A 19,665-nucleotide genomic window follows, 5' to 3' on the forward strand; every position below is an offset into this window, starting at 1 on the left:
TATAATGAAAAGTTAAACTCTGATAACATCTATTTACATTTTAAATACACCACATATTATGAAGAAGCGTGTTAACTGTAAATAAAACCCCATTTGACGTACTCTAAAGCTATAAAAAAAACGTTGTAGTAGAAAGAGAATTAGTAATGTGACGTAGTAATGACGTATTGAAGAACTGTGATAAAGTAAGAAAACACACCTAATTTTTAATATTTAACAAATAATCCACCAAAGAAATATCATTTTCTAAGTTTAATTTCTTTTTTAATCGATATCGATGAGTTTCAACACCTCTAACTGAGATATTCATAAGTGGTGCAATTTCTTTTGAAGATAAATTCATTTTGATGTATGCACAAATTTTTAAATCCTTCGGCGTAAGTTTAGAATGTTTTGCCTTTAAAGCTTCAAAAAATTCATCGTGTACTTGACTAAAATTATTCTCAAAGACTTCCCATTCGTCTTTTAGAACAATTGAATTATCTAACTTCTTTACCAGTTTTTTATATGAGTAATAATTATTGAAGCCATCCTTATTAATCATTAAATCCTTCTTAATGTCTTGTAAGGTTTCATTCTTCTTAACCAAGGCCATAGCATTATTAGCTAGCTGCTTGCTTTTAAGCTTTATTTCGTTCTGTAATGATTCATTTTTAAGCTGAACGATGCGCTTTTCATTTTCTAAAGTTTTTTCTCGCAATAACTTTTGCTGCTCTTTTTGATATTTAATCTTAATGATCCGCTGTTCCTTCGCTATTTTTTTATGGTGAAGTGTGTAAAACACAAATATGATTAAGCCTGCTAAAAGCAAATACAGTAAATATCCTAACGTATCTCTATACCAAGGAGGATACACATCTACTCGCAAAGATTTAATCGATGACACATTACCCGCGTTATCACTAGTTCTAAAAGCAATAGTATAATCACCATCTATAAGGTTTGAAAACTCTACTTTATTACCATCAATTGTATACCATATATCATTCCCTTCATCAACATTTGCTTCTGAAATACGATACTCAAAAAAATGATTTAGAGATTTTGAAGACGATAATTCTACAGCAACACTTTCTTTAAATTTAAAACCTACCAATTCATCTTCAATAGCAGAAACACTAAGAGGAACTCCACTTATTGAAATAATCTCTATGTTTGGCTTATATAAATTAACGCCTGCAATAGACGTATTATTTATCATCATAAAACCATTATCGAGATTTAAAGCATAAATAGAGTCTTTAATCTTAGAGACGTTTTCGTAACCTACAATATACCTGTTCTTTAAAAAAATATCGTTTAAATAAAAATCGTCCCGAGTAGTATCAAATGATTTAAATTCTATAAAACCACCTTTATTTTTTAAGGCAAAAACATCCGTATTGTCTTCTGAAATAATGTAACTATTCTTACCTAACAAATCATTGAGTAACTCATAAGGGACTATAGAATCTAAAATCGGTTCGTATTTTTGCCAGCCTTCATTAGACTTAAAACTAATATTGTTCCTAATATTATAAACGCGCACATTATAGTTAGAACTTAAGCCTTTGTCATGGTATTCCTTGACTTCAGTGATCTCATCATAATTATCATCAAAACTGATTTTAGACACACCTTTGGTTGCATGAGCCACCCAGGCAGTATTTGGATTTTCAAACACTAAAAAACGTGAAGGAACTGAGGTTTTACCAAGGTGTTTCACCTGCCATTCGCCAGATACCTTTTCAAACCGCACTAAACCAGAATATGTACCTTGTATATACGTATGCTCTCGTTCTGGTACTTTTTTAATGGTCCAACCACCCGTATAAGTAGAGATAGGAATCATTTTATCCTCGTCCACAATAAATGTACCTTCATTATGACCGCAAAACAGTTCATCTTCAATAATCTCCAAATCCCACACCTGACCTTGTGAACCTTCAATAAATTTTAATTTATCGTCTTTATCCAACCTAAAAAGTCCTGTATTGGTACCAATATAAATGACACCTTTATATTTAACTACATCATAAACGGCGCCTAACTTACCAGAAACATCATTAAAAAAATAGTTACTGTTATTAAGTTCAATATTAGCGATACCATTATCTAAACCCAGCCAAAGATTATCTGTTTTATCTATAGATTGACCTAAAACCGTATTATTAAGTAAGCCATTCTCTTTACTTATATGAAACTTAGGGTTCCCATTATTATCCGTTAAGAAGACCCCGTCTTTTATGGTTCCAAAAACCATATCTCCATTCCCTAAAATTGAAAATGCATTTAATTGATGCAGACGTATCTGTTCATCAATTTCAAAATTCGTTGGAATTAGCCGACCATTATCCAAGAAAAAACTTCCTTTTAGTGACGTCATTAATAAAAGTTTATCCTTGTAAGTATTGACAGAAACAATTTTAGTATCTAATAATAACTCATTAGAATAAAAAGGTTCTAGTGCCTTTTCTTTCAATTTAAATATACCTTGATTTAAGGTGCTTATATATAAGTTGTCTTCAACGACGCTACAAGAAATTATAACCGAACCAGGACTTAATTGAATGACGTTCTCAAAATCATAGATATAAATATTCAGAAATGACCTAAAGATGATTTTACCGTTAAAGCTTACAACTTCCCATATTTCTTCGTTCGGAGAGATTAAGTCAAGTACAGTATCACTTAAAGAATAATATTTAAGATATCCGAATTCATCTTTTTTCCAATACCCGAATTCTTCATAAGATCCTGTATAGACAATATCATCAACTGCCAAAACAGATCTCACGATAGTCTTATTCGGTAATTGATGGAATTTCCAAACCAAACCGTCATATTCTAACAATCCACTATTGTTAGCAACATAGACTTTACCATTATCAGCTCTAGAAATACCCCAGTTTTGATTACCTGCTTTATACTCAGCCAACGTAAAATTATGGATGTTTGGAGAGAATTGACTATAACACTCTGAAGAAAAAACGATTAAGAAAAGTAAAAAAAATAATATTTTTTTCATGTAACAACAATATACAAATTTTATGAAAACGCTTTAAAAATAAGAATTTCATTCAACGTGACTGCACTTAGATACATAATTCGTGATATAAAAAAAAGACCCAACCGAAGTTGAGTCTTTAAACTATTAGTCATTAAATGTTATTATTTCTTAGCCATCAATACATCATTAATAATGTATACTATTCCATTTGATGCATCAACATTTCCTTGAACGACTTGAGATTTTTTACCTCTAGAATCTTGTATCATAAATTGATCACCATCCATCATAGCTGTTAATTCCTCACCACCTACAGTTTTAAAAGTGTATTTACCTTTTCCTCCTTTAATAGCTTCCATGAGTTTATCCGAAGTTATTTTCCCGGATACTACATGGTATTTTAAAACATTTTGAAGACCTTCTTTATTCTCAGGCTTCAGCAAGTTATCTACCGTACCTTCTGGCAATTTAGAAAAGGCCTGATTAGATGGCGCAAAAACAGTATAATTTCCAGGTTCTGATAACATTGTTGCTAAATCTGCGGCTTTTAATGCAGCTACTAAAGTAGACAAATCATCATTAGACATTGCTTTACCTGCAATACTGGTTTCCATGGCCATTACCCTCTTTTCTTCCTCCATCTTTTTCATCTCCATGTCTTTCTTCTGCGTAGCCTCCATTTCAACCTTTTCAGCCTCCATTTTCATCTTTTCTGCCTCTTTTTTTCCATCGTTACATGCTGTTAAGACTAAAAATAACATACATGTTACGGTTCCTAATATTCTATTCATTTTTAATTTCATAATTAAATTTTATTTATTGGTTATACTATATATACGGTATTACAGGCTTATGGATTTTTCCAAGCTCGAGTTTAGTATAACTTTAACAAAAAAGTAAATCCCTATAACACACACTTTTAGGTGTATTTCGCGTTTTTAAATTTGGATTCTAAAATAAAATGTACAATATTTGATTCAGTATATGAAAAACCAAATTATCAATATCATTTCTATTATTAGCATCGTGATTATTTCGCGAAGCCAAGGAATGTTATGATAAATTAAAATATAGATTTATTTAAAGCCTTCCTTTTCCGGAAGGCTTTTTTTATATAAAAAATTCACTTACTTGGACATCATAATAAACAAGACTTAAAGCATTGATTAACAGAGAACTAAATTGATGTTTGTAGTATTGAATTTAGATTAAGAAATAGAATATTAATAACTAAACATAGTATATCAAGTAATTTAGATTTAGCAAATCGATGTTGCACACCTATTTATTATGAGCGAATTAAACAAATACAGTAAAACAGTTACACAAGATCCAACGCAACCAGCGGCTCAAGCCATGCTGCATGCTATTGGATTAACTAAAGAAGATTTCTTTAAACCAATCGTTGGTATTGCAAGTACAGGTTACGAAGGTAATCCTTGTAATATGCATCTTAATGACTTAGCCAAACTGGTTAAAGAAGGTACAAAAAACGAAGATGTGATTGGGTTAATTTTTAACACCATTGGTGTGAGCGACGGTATATCTATGGGAACACCAGGAATGCGTTACTCATTGCCATCTCGAGATATTATTGCGGATTCAATGGAAACCGTAGTCCAAGCCATGAGTTATGATGGGCTAATCACAGTCGTAGGATGTGATAAAAATATGCCTGGAGCATTAATGGCCATGATTCGTTTAGATAGACCAAGTATCCTAGTTTATGGAGGTACAATCGATTCTGGCTGCCACGAAGGAAAAAAATTAGATGTTGTTTCTGCTTTTGAAGCGTGGGGAAGTAAAGTTGCTGGAACTATGGACGAAACTGAATATCAAAGTATCGTTGAAAAAGCATGTCCTGGAGCTGGAGCCTGCGGAGGTATGTACACGGCAAATACTATGGCTTCTGCTATTGAAGCTTTAGGAATGACTTTACCTTTTAATTCTTCAAATCCCGCGTTAAGCGATGCTAAGAAAAAAGAATCCGTAAGAGCCGGTGAAGCTTTACGTTTATTATTAGAAAAAGATATAAAGCCTTCAGATATTATTACTAGAAAATCTTTAGAAAACGCAGTAAGACTAGTGACTATTTTAGGAGGTTCTACAAATGCCGTATTACACTTTTTAGCCATTGCCAGAGCCGCACAAATAGATTTTACCCTAAAAGATTTTCAAGCTATCAGTGATAACACGCCATTTTTAGCAGATTTAAAACCTAGCGGAAAATATTTAATGGAAGATGTTCATGCCGTAGGAGGAATTCCTGCAGTATTAAAATATCTTTTAAAGAAAGGTATGATTCACGGAGATTGTTTAACTGTCACAGGAAAAACAATTGCAGAAAACTTATTAGATGTACCAGATCTTAAAGAAGGACAAGACGTTATAAAACCAATTGAAGAACCTATTAAGATTTCAGGACACTTAAGAATGCTCTACGGAAATTTAGCTACCGAAGGCAGTGTGGCTAAAATAACAGGAAAAGAAGGCTTATGCTTTAGAGGAAAAGCCAAGGTTTTTGAAGGAGAATATGCCGCAAACGATGGTATTAGAGATGGTAAAGTTGAAAAAGGAGATGTGGTCGTCATTAGATATGAAGGCCCAAAAGGTGGACCAGGAATGCCAGAAATGTTAAAACCAACGGCTGCAATTATGGGAGCAGGTTTAGGTAAAGATGTGGCTTTAATTACAGATGGTCGTTTCTCTGGAGGAACACATGGTTTTGTTGTTGGTCATATTACACCCGAAGCACAAGAAGGAGGCACAATCGCCGTCGTAAAAGATGGAGATATTATTACGATAGATGCAGAAACCAATTCAATATCATTAGAAGTCTCTGAAGCAGAACTTCAGAAAAGACGTCAAAATTGGAAAGCGCCAGAATTAAAATTTGAACGTGGAGTCCTTTATAAATACGCTAAAACAGTATCGTCAGCATCTAAAGGATGTGTCACTGACGAATTCTAAAATAGCATTAAAAAAAAGAATTTTCTAGTCGATAAAGCAGAAAGCCTTTCGATTATAAGAGAATTAAAACATAAGAATTGAATAACCAATCTAACGTCCTAAGAGATGACAGATTTTAAAATGAGATTCCCAATTTAACGGGAAGTAAAAACATGAAAGAAACTCAAACTATGCAAAATCAAGTTAAAACTGCAGAAACTACAGAACGTATTTCAGGTAGTGAAGCAGTTATAAAATGTTTATTAGCCGAAGGTGTTGATATCCTTTACGGTTATCCTGGTGGAGCCATTATGCCAGTTTATGATGAATTATATAAGTATCAAGATAAAATTCATCATGTGCTAACACGTCATGAGCAAGGCGCCACACATTCTGCACAAGGTTATGCTCGTATTTCAGGTAAAGTTGGTGTCTGCATGGCAACATCTGGACCTGGAGCCACCAATTTAATCACCGGTATTGCTGATGCTCAAATCGACTCTACTCCAATGGTTTGTATCACTGGTCAGGTAGGTTCGCATTTATTAGGAAGCGATGCGTTTCAAGAAACTGATATTGTCGGAATCTCCACACCTGTAACCAAATGGAATTGTCAGGTTACTAAAGCATCTCAAATCCCTGAGGCTTTCGCAAAAGCATTTTACATTGCAAGAAGCGGAAGACCGGGACCGGTTTTAATAGACATTACAAAAGATGCTCAGTTTGAAGAATTCGACTTTAAATACGAAAAATGTAAAGGCATTAGAAGTTACAAACCAGTACCTGATACAGATGTAAATTCCCTAAAAGCTGCAGCAGAACTTATCAATAACGCCAAGAAACCATTAGTAGTTTGGGGACAAGGGGTCATTTTAGGAAAGGCAGAAGAAGAATTTAAAGCTGTTATTGAAAAGGCCGGAATTCCTTCAGCTTGGACCATTTTAGGAGCTTCAGCAATTCCAACGTCTCACCCATTAAATGTTGGGATGGTTGGTATGCACGGTAATTATGCTCCAAATGTTTTAACTAACGATTGTGATGTATTAATTGCTATCGGAATGCGTTTCGATGATCGTGTCACAGGCAATTTAGAGACTTATGCAAAACAGGCAAAAATCATTCATTTTGATATTGATCCTGCGGAAATAGATAAAAACGTAAAAACAGATGTTGCCGTTTTAGGGGATTCAAAAGCCAGTTTAAAAAGCTTGTTACCCTTATTGAATGAAAATTCTCATAATGATTGGCATCAAAAATTTAAAGATTTATATAAAATAGAATACGAAAAAGTCATTAAAGACGATTTACACCCTACAAAAGAAGGCTTAACTATGGCCGAAGTGTTGAAAGAAATCAACATTCAAACCAAAGGAGATGCTGCCATTGTAAGTGATGTTGGTCAGCACCAAATGACTGCTTGTCGTTATGCCGAATTCAACAAAACCAAAAGTAATATTACGTCTGGCGGATTGGGAACTATGGGATTTGCTTTACCAGCAGCTATTGGTGCAAAAATGGCAGCACCAGATAGAGAAGTCGTTATGATCGCTGGTGATGGAGGTTACCAAATGACCATTCAAGAATTAGGAACTATTTTTCAACAAAAAGTACCTGTAAAAATTGTGGTATTAAATAACGAATTCCTTGGTATGGTACGTCAATGGCAACAGTTATTTTTCGATAAACGCTATGCTTCTACCGAAATGGTTAACCCAGATTTTGTAGCCATTGCAAAAGGCTACTCTATTGAAGCACAAAAAGTAACAGAACGTAAAGACTTAAAAGCTGCTGTAAAAGAAATGATTGACTGTGAAGGTCCTTATTTCTTAGAAGTTAGGGTGGAAAAGGAAGGTAATGTATTCCCAATGATTCCAACCGGAGCAAGTGTTTCAGATATAAGATTAGAGTAAAACGAAGAAAATAGAATACAGAGAAAAGAACAAAGTCGAATGAGAGAAAAAAGTGAAATAGAACTAAATATGAGTCTGTTTTCTATTTTCTTTTATCTATAATCTCAAAAAAATGAGTACAGAAAACAAACAATATACCGTTTCAATTTATACGGAAAACAACATTGGATTGTTGAATAGAATTTCTGCAATATTCCAAAGAAGACACATGAATATTGAAAGTTTAAACACATCCCCATCAGAAATCGAAGGTGTTTCAAGATTCACAATTGTCGTCAATATTACCGAATCTCAAATGAAAAAGATTCAAGGTCAGATTGAAAAGCAAGTCGAAGTGATAAAAGCTTATTATCATACGGAAGAAGAAATCATTTATCAGCAATCGTGCATGTTTAAGATGAGATCTAACTTATTGTTTGATGAACGTCAAATTCAAAATATAATTAAGGAAAGTAACGCTAGGATTGTCACTGTAAATCGTGATTTCTTCGTTATAGAAAAATCAGGCAGAAAAGAAGAAATAGATTTATTACACAGAGAATTAACCGTTTTCGGAATCATGCAATTTACACGTTCAGGACGCATTGCTGTAACTAAAGACGAAATGAAAATATCAACAATGCTTAAAGCGTTGCAACATTAAATTAAAAAAGAAATAAGAGAATAGAATAAAGAAAATAGAAGATTTAATGACATACAATTACAGTGTCTTTACTCTTTTATCCTTCTTCTATTTTCTCAAAAACAAAAAAACAATGTCAAATTATTTCAACACATTACCATTAAGAGAACAATTAGATCAGTTAGGAAAATGTCGTTTTATGGACGCTTCAGAATTTGAAGATGGCGTAAACGCATTAAAAGGAAAGAAAATAGTAATTGTTGGTTGTGGTGCTCAAGGCCTAAATCAAGGATTAAATATGCGCGATTCCGGATTAGACATTTCTTATACGTTGCGTCAACAAGCTATTGATGAAAAACGTGATTCTTACAAAAACGCAACCTCTAACGGATTTACTGTTGGTACGTATGAAGAATTAATACCAACGGCAGATTTAGTGTTAAACTTAACACCAGACAAGCAACATACCAATGTTGTAAAAGCGATAATGCCTTTAATGAAAAAAGGAGCAACATTAAGCTATTCTCATGGTTTCAATATTGTTGAAGAAGGCACAAAAATCCGTGAGGATTTAACCGTAATTATGGTAGCACCAAAATGTCCTGGAACTGAAGTAAGAGAAGAATACAAAAGAGGTTTTGGAGTTCCGACATTAACTGCTGTACATCCTGAAAATGATCCTGAAGGAAAAGGTTGGGCTCAAGCTAAAGCTTATGCTGCCGCAACTGGTGGTCATCGCGCAGGTGTATTAGAATCGTCTTTTATTGCAGAAGTGAAAAGTGATTTAATGGGAGAACAAACTATTCTTTGTGGTTTATTACAAACCGGAGCCATTTTATCTTTTGATAAAATGGTTGAAGAAGGTATAGAACCTGGTTACGCTGCTAAATTAATTCAGTTTGGTTGGGAAACGATTACCGAAGCATTGAAGCATGGTGGAATTACCAACATGATGGATCGTTTATCTAATCCTGCTAAACTAAAAGCATTCGAATTATCTGAAGAATTAAAAGGCATTATGCGTCCGCTTTTTGAAAAGCATATGGATGATATTATTTCTGGTCACTTCTCTCAAACCATGATGGAAGATTGGGCAAATGACGATATCAACCTCTTAACTTGGAGAGCTGCAACTGAAGAAACTGCCTTTGAAAAAACAGAATTAACTTCAGATCACATTACAGAACAAGAATATTTTGATCATGGTGTATTACTAATTGCTTTTGTAAAATCTGGTGTTGAACTCGCTTTCGAAACGATGGTAAGTGCAGGTATTATCGAAGATTCTGCTTATTACGAATCTTTACATGAATTACCACTTATCGCAAACACTATCGCAAGAAAAAAATTATTTGAGATGAACCGCGTCATCTCTGATACGGCAGAATATGGTTGTTATTTATTTGATCACGCTTGCAAACCGTTATTAACGGATTTCATGAAAACGGTAGATACGTCAATCATTGGAAAATCATTCTCTCAGACAACAGGAGTTGATAATATTGAATTAATTGCAATTAATGATGCGATTAGAAATCATCCTATCGAAGCTGTTGGTCAACGTTTACGTGCGGCAATGACAGCAATGAAAGTAATTAAAACTGATGACGTAAAAGCATCTGTTTTAGCGTAAGAAAAAAATTATCCTATCAGGTTTTATGATGGCTAAGTGTAGTCGAAGTCAAAACCTGATAGGTCTAATAAATAAGAGATTCCCTTTTTCAAGGGAAGTGAGCATGGAAGAAACAAAAACCACATACAGACCAACATTAAAAGCTATTGAAGCTGCAGCAGAAAAATTAATAGGGATTGCATCAGTAACACCTTTAATTAAAAACGCCAGATATTCTAAAGATTTTGATGCCAACATTTATTTCAAAAGAGAAGATCTACAAGTTGTACGTTCTTACAAAATTCGTGGTGCTTATAATAAAATATCCTCTTTGAGTCCTTCTCAAATTGAAAATGAAATTGTGTGCGCCAGTGCAGGAAATCATGCGCAAGGTGTGGCGATTTCGTGTAAGCTTTTAAAAATAAAAGGTACTATTTTTATGCCTTCCCCTACTCCCAATCAAAAGATTGAGCAGGTAAAAATGTTCGGAGAAGATTTTGTTGACGTTGTTTTAGTTGGAGATACGTTTGACGATGCTTACCATGCAGCCATGCAACAAAGTGAGGAACTCAACAAAACGTTTGTCCACCCGTTTAATGATGAAAAAGTTATTGAAGGACAGGCAACCGTTGGTTTAGAAATTATTGATCAATCAGAAACGCATCCCATTCATTATGTATTTGTACCTGTTGGTGGTGGTGGATTAGCAGCAGGATTGTCCTCTGTTTTTAAAATCTTATCACCTCAAACAAAAATCATTAGTGTAGAACCAAAAGGTGCTCCGGCTATGTTAACCTCTATTAGGGCTAATAAAAATACGGAGTTAGACACCATCGATAGTTTTGTAGATGGAGCTGCGGTTAAACGTGTTGGTGATTTAAGTTTTGCTATTTGCAAAGAGACACTACATCGTGTAGTTACGGTGGACGAAGGCAAAATTTGTCAGACGATTTTAGACCTATATAATAAGGATGCTATTGTTGTTGAACCAGCAGGAGCTTTAAGTCTTTGTGCCTTAGACCAATTTTCTGAAGAAATTAAAGGTAAAAATGTAGTTTGTGTTATTAGTGGTAGCAATAATGATATCACACGAATGGCAGAAATTAAAGAACGTGCACTTCTCTACGCCAATCTTAAGCATTACTTTATTATTAAGTTTCCGCAACGCGCAGGTGCTTTACGTGATTTTGTAGTTGATATTTTAGGACCTACAGATGATATTACGCATTTTGAATACACTAAAAAAGTCAATCGCGAAAATGATGTCGCAGTCGTTGGTTTACAATTAAAATCACCTGATGATTTAGAGCCATTAATTACTAAAATGAAACTTCATAATTTCTATGGAGATTACCTAAATGACAAACCCGATTTATTCCAGTTTTTAGTATAGCTTAACATATACTTAACCCTCATAAAGGATACAATTAAGTATCTTTATTACTTACCATTAATAGTTCAAAACAAGTTATTATGACTTCAACATTTGTGAATATTCCAGAACAGTTTCAAATTAAAAATTTAGTCGACCAGAACACCTATTTAGTAGACGGAGCACTGATACCTTGGCGCGGAGAAACTTCTAAAGTCTATTCTACAATTTCTTCCACTGAAGATTATAAACCTACACTACTTGGAACTATTCCGACCTTAGGAAAAAAAGAAGCTATAAAAGCATTAGATGCTGCTGTTTCTGCATACAATAAAGGACAAGGGTTGTGGCCAACAATGAAAGTTGTAGATCGTATTGCTTGCATGGAAAAGTTTGTAGAGCAAATGAAAACCAAACGCGAGGAGGTTGTAAAATTATTAATGTGGGAAATTGGTAAAAACTTACCAGATTCTGAAAAGGAATTTGATAGAACGGTTGAATACATTTACGATACCATTGAAGACTACAAACAAATGGATCGCGACAGCGCTAAATTTGTAAAAAGTTCTGGCGTTAACGCACACATTAGAAGAGGACCTTTAGGTGTTGTTTTATGTCTAGGTCCTTATAACTACCCTTTAAATGAAACTTTTGCCTTATTGATTCCGGCATTAATCATGGGAAATACAGCGATTTTTAAACCCGCAAAACATGGTGTGTTACTAATTACACCTTTATTGGAAGCTTTTAGAGATAGTTTTCCAAAAGGAGTGGTTAATATCATTTATGGTCGTGGAAGAACAGTTGCTGCACCAATTATGCAATCTGGTAAAGTTGATGTTTTGGCTTTAATCGGAAATAGTAAATCAGCAAATGCGTTACAAAATCAACATCCAAAAAGTAACAGACTGCGTTTAGTTTTAGGTCTTGAAGCTAAAAATCCGGCAATTGTGTTACCCGATGCCGATTTAGATTTAGCCATAGATGAATGTATTGCAGGAACCACTTCTTTTAATGGACAACGCTGTACGGCTTTAAAAGTCTTATATGTACATGAAGACATTGTTGAAGAGTTCAATAAACGGTTTTCAGCTAAAGTCGATGCTTTAAAATTTGGGAACCCATGGGAAGATGGAGCTAAATTAACTCCATTACCAGAACCAGACAAACCAGATTACATTCAAGATCTAATTGACGACGCTACTGAAAAAGGTGCCAAAGTTATTAACGAAAAAGGAGGAGAAACCACCGAAAACTACATTTTCCCAGCCGTTTTATATCCTGTAACAAAAGATATGCGCGTCTTTCAAGAAGAACAATTTGGACCTGTAATTCCTATCGTTCCGTTTTCAGATATTGAAGAGCCCTTAGATGATATGGCAGAATCTAATTACGGGCAACAAGTCAGTTTATTTGGAAACGATGTAAAAACATTAGCTCCTTTAATTGATACTCTTGTGAATTTAGTTTGTCGTGTGAATTTAAATAGTTCTTGTCAACGTGGACCAGATGTGTACCCGTTTACAGGTCGTAAAGATTCGGCAGTTGCCACACTGAGTGTACATGATGCTTTGCGTTCATTTTCAATTAGAACATTTGTAGCCTCTAAAGACAACGATTATAACAATGCTATTTTAAAAGATTTATTAGATTCTAGAGCTTCAAACTTTGTGAGTACAGATTATATACTTTAGTGAAAGGTGGTTTGAAGCCACTCAATTTGAATTATTTAAAGTATTTTTCAAAAGAATTATGAATTTGATAAAAATTTCATAAAAGCCCACATATTGAGTCAATATTTAAATATTAATTCTAAATTTACATTATGTTAAGTCAAAGAAATAAAATTGAAAGACCCACACGCTTGTTATTAAACAAGCGACGTCGCTAATGGAATCTACTTTAAACCATTTAGTTAATCAATTTTAATTTTTTTTCACATTGAACAATTCATCACATTTATTTCTTTTTTCAACTATAGCAGCCCCAACTACTAAGCTAGTTTCTGTACGCCATATTTTAAGTCGTCGCCCGTAAGGGTACAATTTATATTAGGAACTTAGGTGTGTCCAGTTCTTCATTCAAAAGAAAATCAAACATTTTATAATCTATAAAAAACAATCACAATGAAAATTGTTATTGCTGATAAATCACATAGCATTTACGCAGAACTTATTTGCGAAACCATTGCCGAAGCTGCTAAAGTTAGAGGTACAGGTATTGCAAAACGGCAACCAGAATACATCATCACCAAAATGGAAAATGGTAATGCTGTTATTGCTTTAGAAGGAGATCAATTTGCGGGGTTCTGTTATATCGAAGCATGGAGTCATGGTAAATTTGTGGCAAATTCTGGCTTAATTGTACATCCCGATTTTAGAAATCTAGGCCTTGCCAAACAAATTAAGAAAGTCATTTTTGAACATTCAAGAACCAAGTTTCCAGATTCTAAAGTTTTTAGTATTACCACAGGTTTAGCGGTTATGAAAATGAATAGCGAATTAGGTTATAAACCCGTTACATTTTCAGAATTAACAGACGACCAATCTTTCTGGAAAGGCTGCCAAACATGTAAAAATTTCGATGTTTTAACACGTACAGAGCAAAAAATGTGCTTGTGTACTGGTATGCTGTATGATCCTGCCAAAGCCGAAACATCAAAACCCAAAGAACGTCCTTATGACAAAAAAGTATGGACACGATTAAAATTGATAAAACAGAATATGTTTTTAAAAAAAGACAAAAAAGATGAGTAAAAAATTAGTTATAGCATATAGCGGAGGATTAGATACCTCTTACTGCGCAGTAAGTTTAAGTAAAGCAGGATATGATGTTCATGCGGTTAGTGTGAATACCGGTGGATTTACTCAAGAAGAAATTAAAACTATTGAAAGCAATGCTTATAAAATGGGCGTTTCTACATATAAAAATATTGATGCCGTTGCGTCTTATTATGATAAAGTAATAAAGTATTTAATCTTTGGAAATGTTTTAAAGAATAACACTTACCCTTTATCTGTGAGTGCAGAACGTATTATTCAGGCCATTGAAATTGTACAATATGCCAAAAGCATAGATGCGAAATACATTGCCCACGGTAGTACTGGAGCAGGAAACGACCAAGTACGTTTTGATATGATTTTTCAAACTATAGCACCAGAAATTGAAATTATTACACCTATACGAGATGGAAGTTTAAGTAGACAACAAGAGATTGATTACCTTATTGAAAACGGAATCGACATGTCTTGGAACAAAGCCAAATATTCAGTAAACAAAGGACTTTGGGGCACTAGTGTTGGTGGAGAAGAAACTTTAACGTCAGAAAAACCATTACCAGATTCAGCTTATCCTTCACAATTAAAACATTCAGATCCTGAAAAAGTAGTACTAACATTTTCTAAAGGTGAATTAGTTGCTTTAAATGGTGTAGAAAATAATCCCGAAGTTAATATTGAAGTTTTAAATAATTTAGCATCTGCATACGCGATCGGCAGAGATATACATGTTGGAGATACTATTGTTGGTATTAAAGGTCGTGTTGGTTTTGAAGCTGCAGCGGCTTTAATTATCATCAAAGCGCATCATTTACTTGAAAAGCACACGTTGACGAAATGGCAACTGCAACATAAAGATTATATGTCTAATTTCTATGGCATGCACCTACACGAAGGGCAATATTTAGATCCCGTAATGCGAGATATGGAAGCCTTTTTACAGAGTAGTCAAGATAAAGTTTCAGGCGACGTTATCGTAACACTTAAGCCTTATCATTTTTCATTAGATGGCATCAAATCTAAACACGATTTAATGAATGCTAAATTCGGAAGTTATGGCGAAGAAAATAAAGGTTGGACCGCAGATGAAGCCAAAGGATTTATTAAAATATTTGGCAATCAAAATAAGATATATCAGCAAGTAAATTCAGAATCATGATCAAAGCAGGTATCATTGGAGGCGCTGGTTACACAGCAGGAGAATTAATTAGATTATTGATTCATCACTCTAAAGTAGAAATCGATTTTATTTACAGTACCTCTAACGCTGGAAACAACGTTAGTAAGGTGCATCAAGATTTATTGGGTTCAACAGATTTAGTCTTTTCAGATGCCATAAATGCAGAAGTTGATGTCCTGTTTTTATGTTTAGGTCATGGCAATTCAAAAGCGTTTTTAGAAAATAATAGCTTTTCCGACGCGACTAAAATCATTGATTTAAGTAATGATTTCAGACTAGACACAGATTCAATTTTAGATGGCAAAACCTTTGTTTATGGTTTACCTGAATTAAATAAAGAAGCCATAAAAAAAGCGAATTATATTGCTAATCCTGGATGTTTCGCAACCGCGATTCAAATGGCATTGTTACCACTAGCTAACACCGAAGTATTGCAAGATGACGTGCATATTAATGCCGTAACAGGCGCCACAGGTGCAGGAACCTCATTATCGACAACCACACATTTTACATGGAGAGATAATAACTTTTCACATTATAAAGCTTTTACGCATCAGCATTTAGGAGAAATTAATCAAACTGTAAATCAGTTGCAATCAAATTTTAAGTCTGATATCAACTTTATGCCTAATCGCGGGAATTTTTCGAGAGGCATTTTTGCTACACTTTATACAAAATACGAAGGCAGTTTAGAAGAGGCAAAACAATTATATACAGAATTTTATAAGGACGCTGCATTTACGTTTGTTTCAGATGACGACATTCATTTAAAACAAGTGGTCAACACCAATAAATGCATCCTTCATTTACATAAACACAACGATAAATTATTAGTCACGAGTATCATCGATAACTTATTAAAAGGAGCATCAGGACAAGCCATTCAAAACATGAATTTAATGTTTGGATATGAGGAAACTGAAGGCTTAAAATTAAAGGCTAATTATTTTTAACACATACTCAAACCTGTCAGGTTTCAAAAACCTAGCAGGTCTAAAATCAAATTTAAAATCGATAAAAGTTGTCACATTGAGCGCAGTCGAAAGGTCTAGATTAAAATATAGTTTAACTTAAAGAGATAACCGCTTTCGCGGTTAATAAATATGAACCGAGCATTTTTTAATGCGAACACATTTTACCATTAAAAAAGAATAGAAAAGCAAAATGAAAATAGCAATCATAGGAACAGGCAATTTAGGAAAGTCCATCGCAAAAGGACTCATCACCAACAACGCCATTACCACACTATACTTAACCAAACGAAACTTGAGCGGTATTCAAGATTTAGATGGTTATAAAAATGTCACATTAACAACCGATAATATTGAAGCTGTTAAACAATCTGATATTTTAATATTCGCCGTTCAGCCAGCGCATTTTGAGACGATTCTAAATGATATTAAACCACATTTAACCGAAAAACATGTATTAATTTCCACAATCACAGGATTTTTAATTCCAAAAATTGAAGCTATTGTAGGCACAGATCAATTTATCATCAGAGCTATGCCAAATACAGCCATTGCTGTTGGTAAATCCATGACTTGCATGTGTAGTAATGAAAACGGCAAAAAACGCATACCAATTGCTGAAGCTATTTTTAATAGATTAGGTCACACCTTAGCAATTCCAGAGTCTCAAATGCAAGCTGCAACAGTGGTTTGTGCAAGTGGAATTGCATTTTGGATGCGATTGATTCGCGCAACAACACAGGCTGCCATTCAATTAGGTTTTGACGCTAAAGAAGCACAAGAATTAGCCATGTATACGTCTGAAGGAGCTGCCAATTTATTAATAACAAATGGTAATCATCCTGAAGAAGAAATCGACCTCGTTACCACACCAAAAGGCTGTACTATTGAAGGTTTAAACGAAATGGAACACAAAGGCTTGAGCTCGTCTTTAATTCAAGGGATGGTAGCTTCATTCAATAAAATTAGTAACATTAAAAAAGAGCAGATATAGTACATTCTGTTGAATCATAAATCTTGCAAGGTCTTTTTTTTAACCTTGTATGTATAAAAATAACAAACTATACCTACAAGGTTTTTGAAACCTTGCAGGATAAAAAAAAATAACATGAGTTTATTTAATGTATACCCATTATTCGACATCACTCCTGTAAGCGCCAAAGACGTTTACGTATATGATGATAAAAATGTAGAATATCTCGATCTTTATGGTGGCCATGCTGTGATTTCTATTGGACATTCGCATCCAAAATATGTATCAGCAATTACACATCAAGTTGAAAAATTAGGATTTTATAGCAATGCGATTCAAAATCCATTACAAGTTGAATTAGCCGATAAATTAGAAACGCTTTCTGGTTGTAAAGATTACCAATTATTTTTATGTAATTCTGGAGCAGAAGCCAATGAAAATGCTTTAAAACTAGCATCTTTTCACAATGGCAAAAAGAAAATTTTAGCTTTTAAAAACTCGTTTCACGGCAGAACTTCTGCTGCAGTTGCGGCAACCGACAACCCAAAAATTGTAGCACCTATAAATACACAACAACAGGTTGACTTTGTAGAATTAGGAGATTTAGATGCTGTAGAAATCATTTTAAAACAAAACGACACTTGTGCTGTCATCGTAGAATTTATCCAAGGTGTTGGCGGTTTAGACCAAAGCACAACAGAATTCTATCAAGGTCTTGAAACACTTTGTAAGCACTACAACACCGCATTAATTGCCGACGAAGTACAATCAGGATTCGGTAGAACTGGTGACTTTTTCGCATTTCAAAAACACAATATTACGCCAGATATTATCTCAATTGCTAAAGGCATGGGCAATGGTTTTCCGGTAGGTGGTATTTTAATTCATCCTTCAATTGAAGCCTCTTTTGGTTTATTAGGTACCACATTTGGTGGCAACCATTTGGCATGCGCTGCAACGCTTTCTGTTTTAGATGTTTTAGAAGACGAAAAGCTGATGCAAAATGCTAAAGACATTGCTGATTATTTTCAAGAAAAAGCAAAAGGATTACCAAACTTAAAATCAATTAAAGGTCGTGGTTTAATGATCGGATTAGAATTCGATTTTCCGATTGCAGAATTGAGAAAAAAGCTAATTTTCGATCATCATATTTTTACTGGAAGTGCGACAAATCCTAACCTAATTAGAATTCTTCCACCTTTAACGATTCAGAAAAAACATATTGATGTCTTTTTTGAGGCCTTGGAAAAAGAATTAAAAGAAAGAAATAAGGATTAATTTGAAGACCTTAGAATTAAAGTTTAATTAATGAGATTCCCACTTTCGCGGGAAATGAATATGAAAAATTACACCCAAATAAAAGATTTACCCAACTTGTCACAAACCATAAAGGAAGCCATCTTATTAAAGATGAATCCTTTTGAATTTCAAGATTTAGGAAAACATAAAACCTTAGTCATGCTCTTTTTTAATTCGAGTTTAAGAACACGATTAAGCACTGAAAAAGCGGCAAAAAACTTAGGCATGGACGTTATGATTTTAAACGTTAATGACGCTTGGAATATTGAATTCGAAGATGGTTCCATTATGAACGGTAATTCATCTGAACACATTAAAGAAGCCGCACAAGTTATTTCGCAATATGCCGATATTATTGCTGTGAGAGCATTTCCAACGTTACAAGACAAAACTAAAGACGAATCAGAATATATCCTCAATAATTTTAAAAAATACGCGACTGTTCCGATTGTAAATATGGAAAGCGCTACAGCACATCCTTTACAAGCTTTGGCAGATGCCATTACAATTTCTGAATTGACCGAAAAAGCGAAGCCCAAAGTCGTGTTATCTTGGGCGCCACATCCCAAAGCATTACCACAAGCGGTTGCGAATTCGTTTGTAGAAATGATGCAAGATTTAGAAGTTGATTTCACAATAACACATCCTGAAGGTTATGAATTAAGTGAAGCCATCACAAAAGATACGCCTATAAATCACAACCAAGTAGAGGCTTTAAAAGATGCAGATTTTGTCTATGTAAAAAACTGGAGTAACTATAAAGACTACGGTAAAGTCCTGAACCAAGATGAAAATTGGATGATGACGAAAGCAAAATTAGGTGATGCCAAATTTATGCATTGTTTACCTGTAAGACGAAATGTTGTGGTGGAAGACGCCGTTTTAGATAGCGACCAATCGGTGGTGATTAAGCAAGCGAATAATAGAACATATGCAGCACAAATTGTGTTGAAGCAGATTTTGGAAGCATTGTAATTCTAGACCTGTCAGGTTTTAAAAACCTGACAGGTC

Annotated in this window: 14 protein-coding genes; 12 read left to right on the forward strand and 2 right to left on the reverse strand. The window is 34.2% G+C overall.

The annotated features are described in order from the left end of the window. Window positions 1–199: 199 nt before the first annotated feature. The gene (locus DFQ09_RS01905; RefSeq protein ID WP_115807896.1) at window positions 200–3,007 is read right to left on the reverse strand and encodes a LuxR C-terminal-related transcriptional regulator; all 2,808 of its coding nucleotides are present in this window, start codon (window positions 3,005–3,007) and stop codon (window positions 200–202) included. 143 nt (window positions 3,008–3,150) lie between these two features. Then, window positions 3,151–3,780, reverse strand: a complete 630-nt coding sequence (locus DFQ09_RS01910; RefSeq protein ID WP_245940292.1) for a fasciclin domain-containing protein — start codon at window positions 3,778–3,780, stop codon at window positions 3,151–3,153. Between the two features lie 499 nt (window positions 3,781–4,279). Here DFQ09_RS01910 and ilvD point away from each other — a divergent pair, with 499 nt between their 5' ends. From ilvD to DFQ09_RS01970, 12 genes are all read left to right on the forward strand, one after another. Then, on the forward strand, window positions 4,280–5,959 hold the full coding sequence (ilvD, locus tag DFQ09_RS01915) for a dihydroxy-acid dehydratase (RefSeq protein ID WP_115807898.1): 1,680 nt from the start codon (window positions 4,280–4,282) through the stop codon (window positions 5,957–5,959). 152 nt (window positions 5,960–6,111) lie between these two features. Continuing rightward, complete coding sequence (ilvB, locus tag DFQ09_RS01920) at window positions 6,112–7,848, forward strand: biosynthetic-type acetolactate synthase large subunit (protein WP_115807899.1); 1,737 nt, start codon at window positions 6,112–6,114, stop codon at window positions 7,846–7,848. Window positions 7,849–7,960: 112 nt separating this feature from the next. Next, window positions 7,961–8,491 carry an acetolactate synthase small subunit gene (gene ilvN / locus DFQ09_RS01925; RefSeq protein WP_115807900.1) on the forward strand — a complete coding sequence of 177 codons (531 nt, stop codon included), beginning with the start codon at window positions 7,961–7,963 and terminating at the stop codon, window positions 8,489–8,491. 112 nt (window positions 8,492–8,603) lie between these two features. After that, entirely contained in the window at window positions 8,604–10,103 is a 1,500-nt protein-coding gene (gene ilvC, locus DFQ09_RS01930) for a ketol-acid reductoisomerase (RefSeq protein WP_115807901.1), read from the forward strand. 103 nt (window positions 10,104–10,206) lie between these two features. Then, window positions 10,207–11,475: a threonine ammonia-lyase IlvA gene (gene ilvA / locus DFQ09_RS01935; protein WP_115807902.1), complete on the forward strand. Its 1,269-nt coding sequence runs from the start codon at window positions 10,207–10,209 to the stop codon at window positions 11,473–11,475. Window positions 11,476–11,555: 80 nt separating this feature from the next. Then, window positions 11,556–13,148, forward strand: a complete 1,593-nt coding sequence (locus DFQ09_RS01940) for an NADP-dependent glyceraldehyde-3-phosphate dehydrogenase (RefSeq protein WP_115807903.1) — start codon at window positions 11,556–11,558, stop codon at window positions 13,146–13,148. A gap of 432 nt (window positions 13,149–13,580) precedes the next feature. Continuing rightward, window positions 13,581–14,210, forward strand: coding sequence for a GNAT family N-acetyltransferase (locus DFQ09_RS01945; protein WP_092466520.1), 630 nt, complete (start codon window positions 13,581–13,583; stop codon window positions 14,208–14,210). Then, complete coding sequence (locus DFQ09_RS01950; protein WP_115807904.1) at window positions 14,203–15,390, forward strand: argininosuccinate synthase; 1,188 nt, start codon at window positions 14,203–14,205, stop codon at window positions 15,388–15,390. The genes DFQ09_RS01945 and DFQ09_RS01950 overlap by 8 nt, the downstream gene beginning before the upstream one ends. Beyond that, window positions 15,387–16,364: an N-acetyl-gamma-glutamyl-phosphate reductase gene (gene argC, locus DFQ09_RS01955; protein WP_115807905.1), complete on the forward strand. Its 978-nt coding sequence runs from the start codon at window positions 15,387–15,389 to the stop codon at window positions 16,362–16,364. Before DFQ09_RS01950 ends, argC begins: the two co-directional genes overlap by 4 nt. A 211-nt stretch (window positions 16,365–16,575) precedes the next feature. Further along, window positions 16,576–17,376: a pyrroline-5-carboxylate reductase gene (gene proC, locus DFQ09_RS01960; protein ID WP_115807906.1), complete on the forward strand. Its 801-nt coding sequence runs from the start codon at window positions 16,576–16,578 to the stop codon at window positions 17,374–17,376. 114 nt (window positions 17,377–17,490) lie between these two features. Next, complete coding sequence (locus DFQ09_RS01965; RefSeq protein ID WP_115807907.1) at window positions 17,491–18,633, forward strand: aspartate aminotransferase family protein; 1,143 nt, start codon at window positions 17,491–17,493, stop codon at window positions 18,631–18,633. Window positions 18,634–18,693: 60 nt separating this feature from the next. Then, window positions 18,694–19,629, forward strand: coding sequence for a Rossmann-fold NAD(P)-binding domain-containing protein (locus DFQ09_RS01970; protein WP_115807908.1), 936 nt, complete (start codon window positions 18,694–18,696; stop codon window positions 19,627–19,629). Window positions 19,630–19,665 lie beyond the last annotated feature (36 nt).

Source organism: Winogradskyella pacifica, assembly GCF_003386275.1.
GTDB classification, from domain to species: Bacteria; Bacteroidota; Bacteroidia; order Flavobacteriales; family Flavobacteriaceae; genus Winogradskyella; species Winogradskyella pacifica.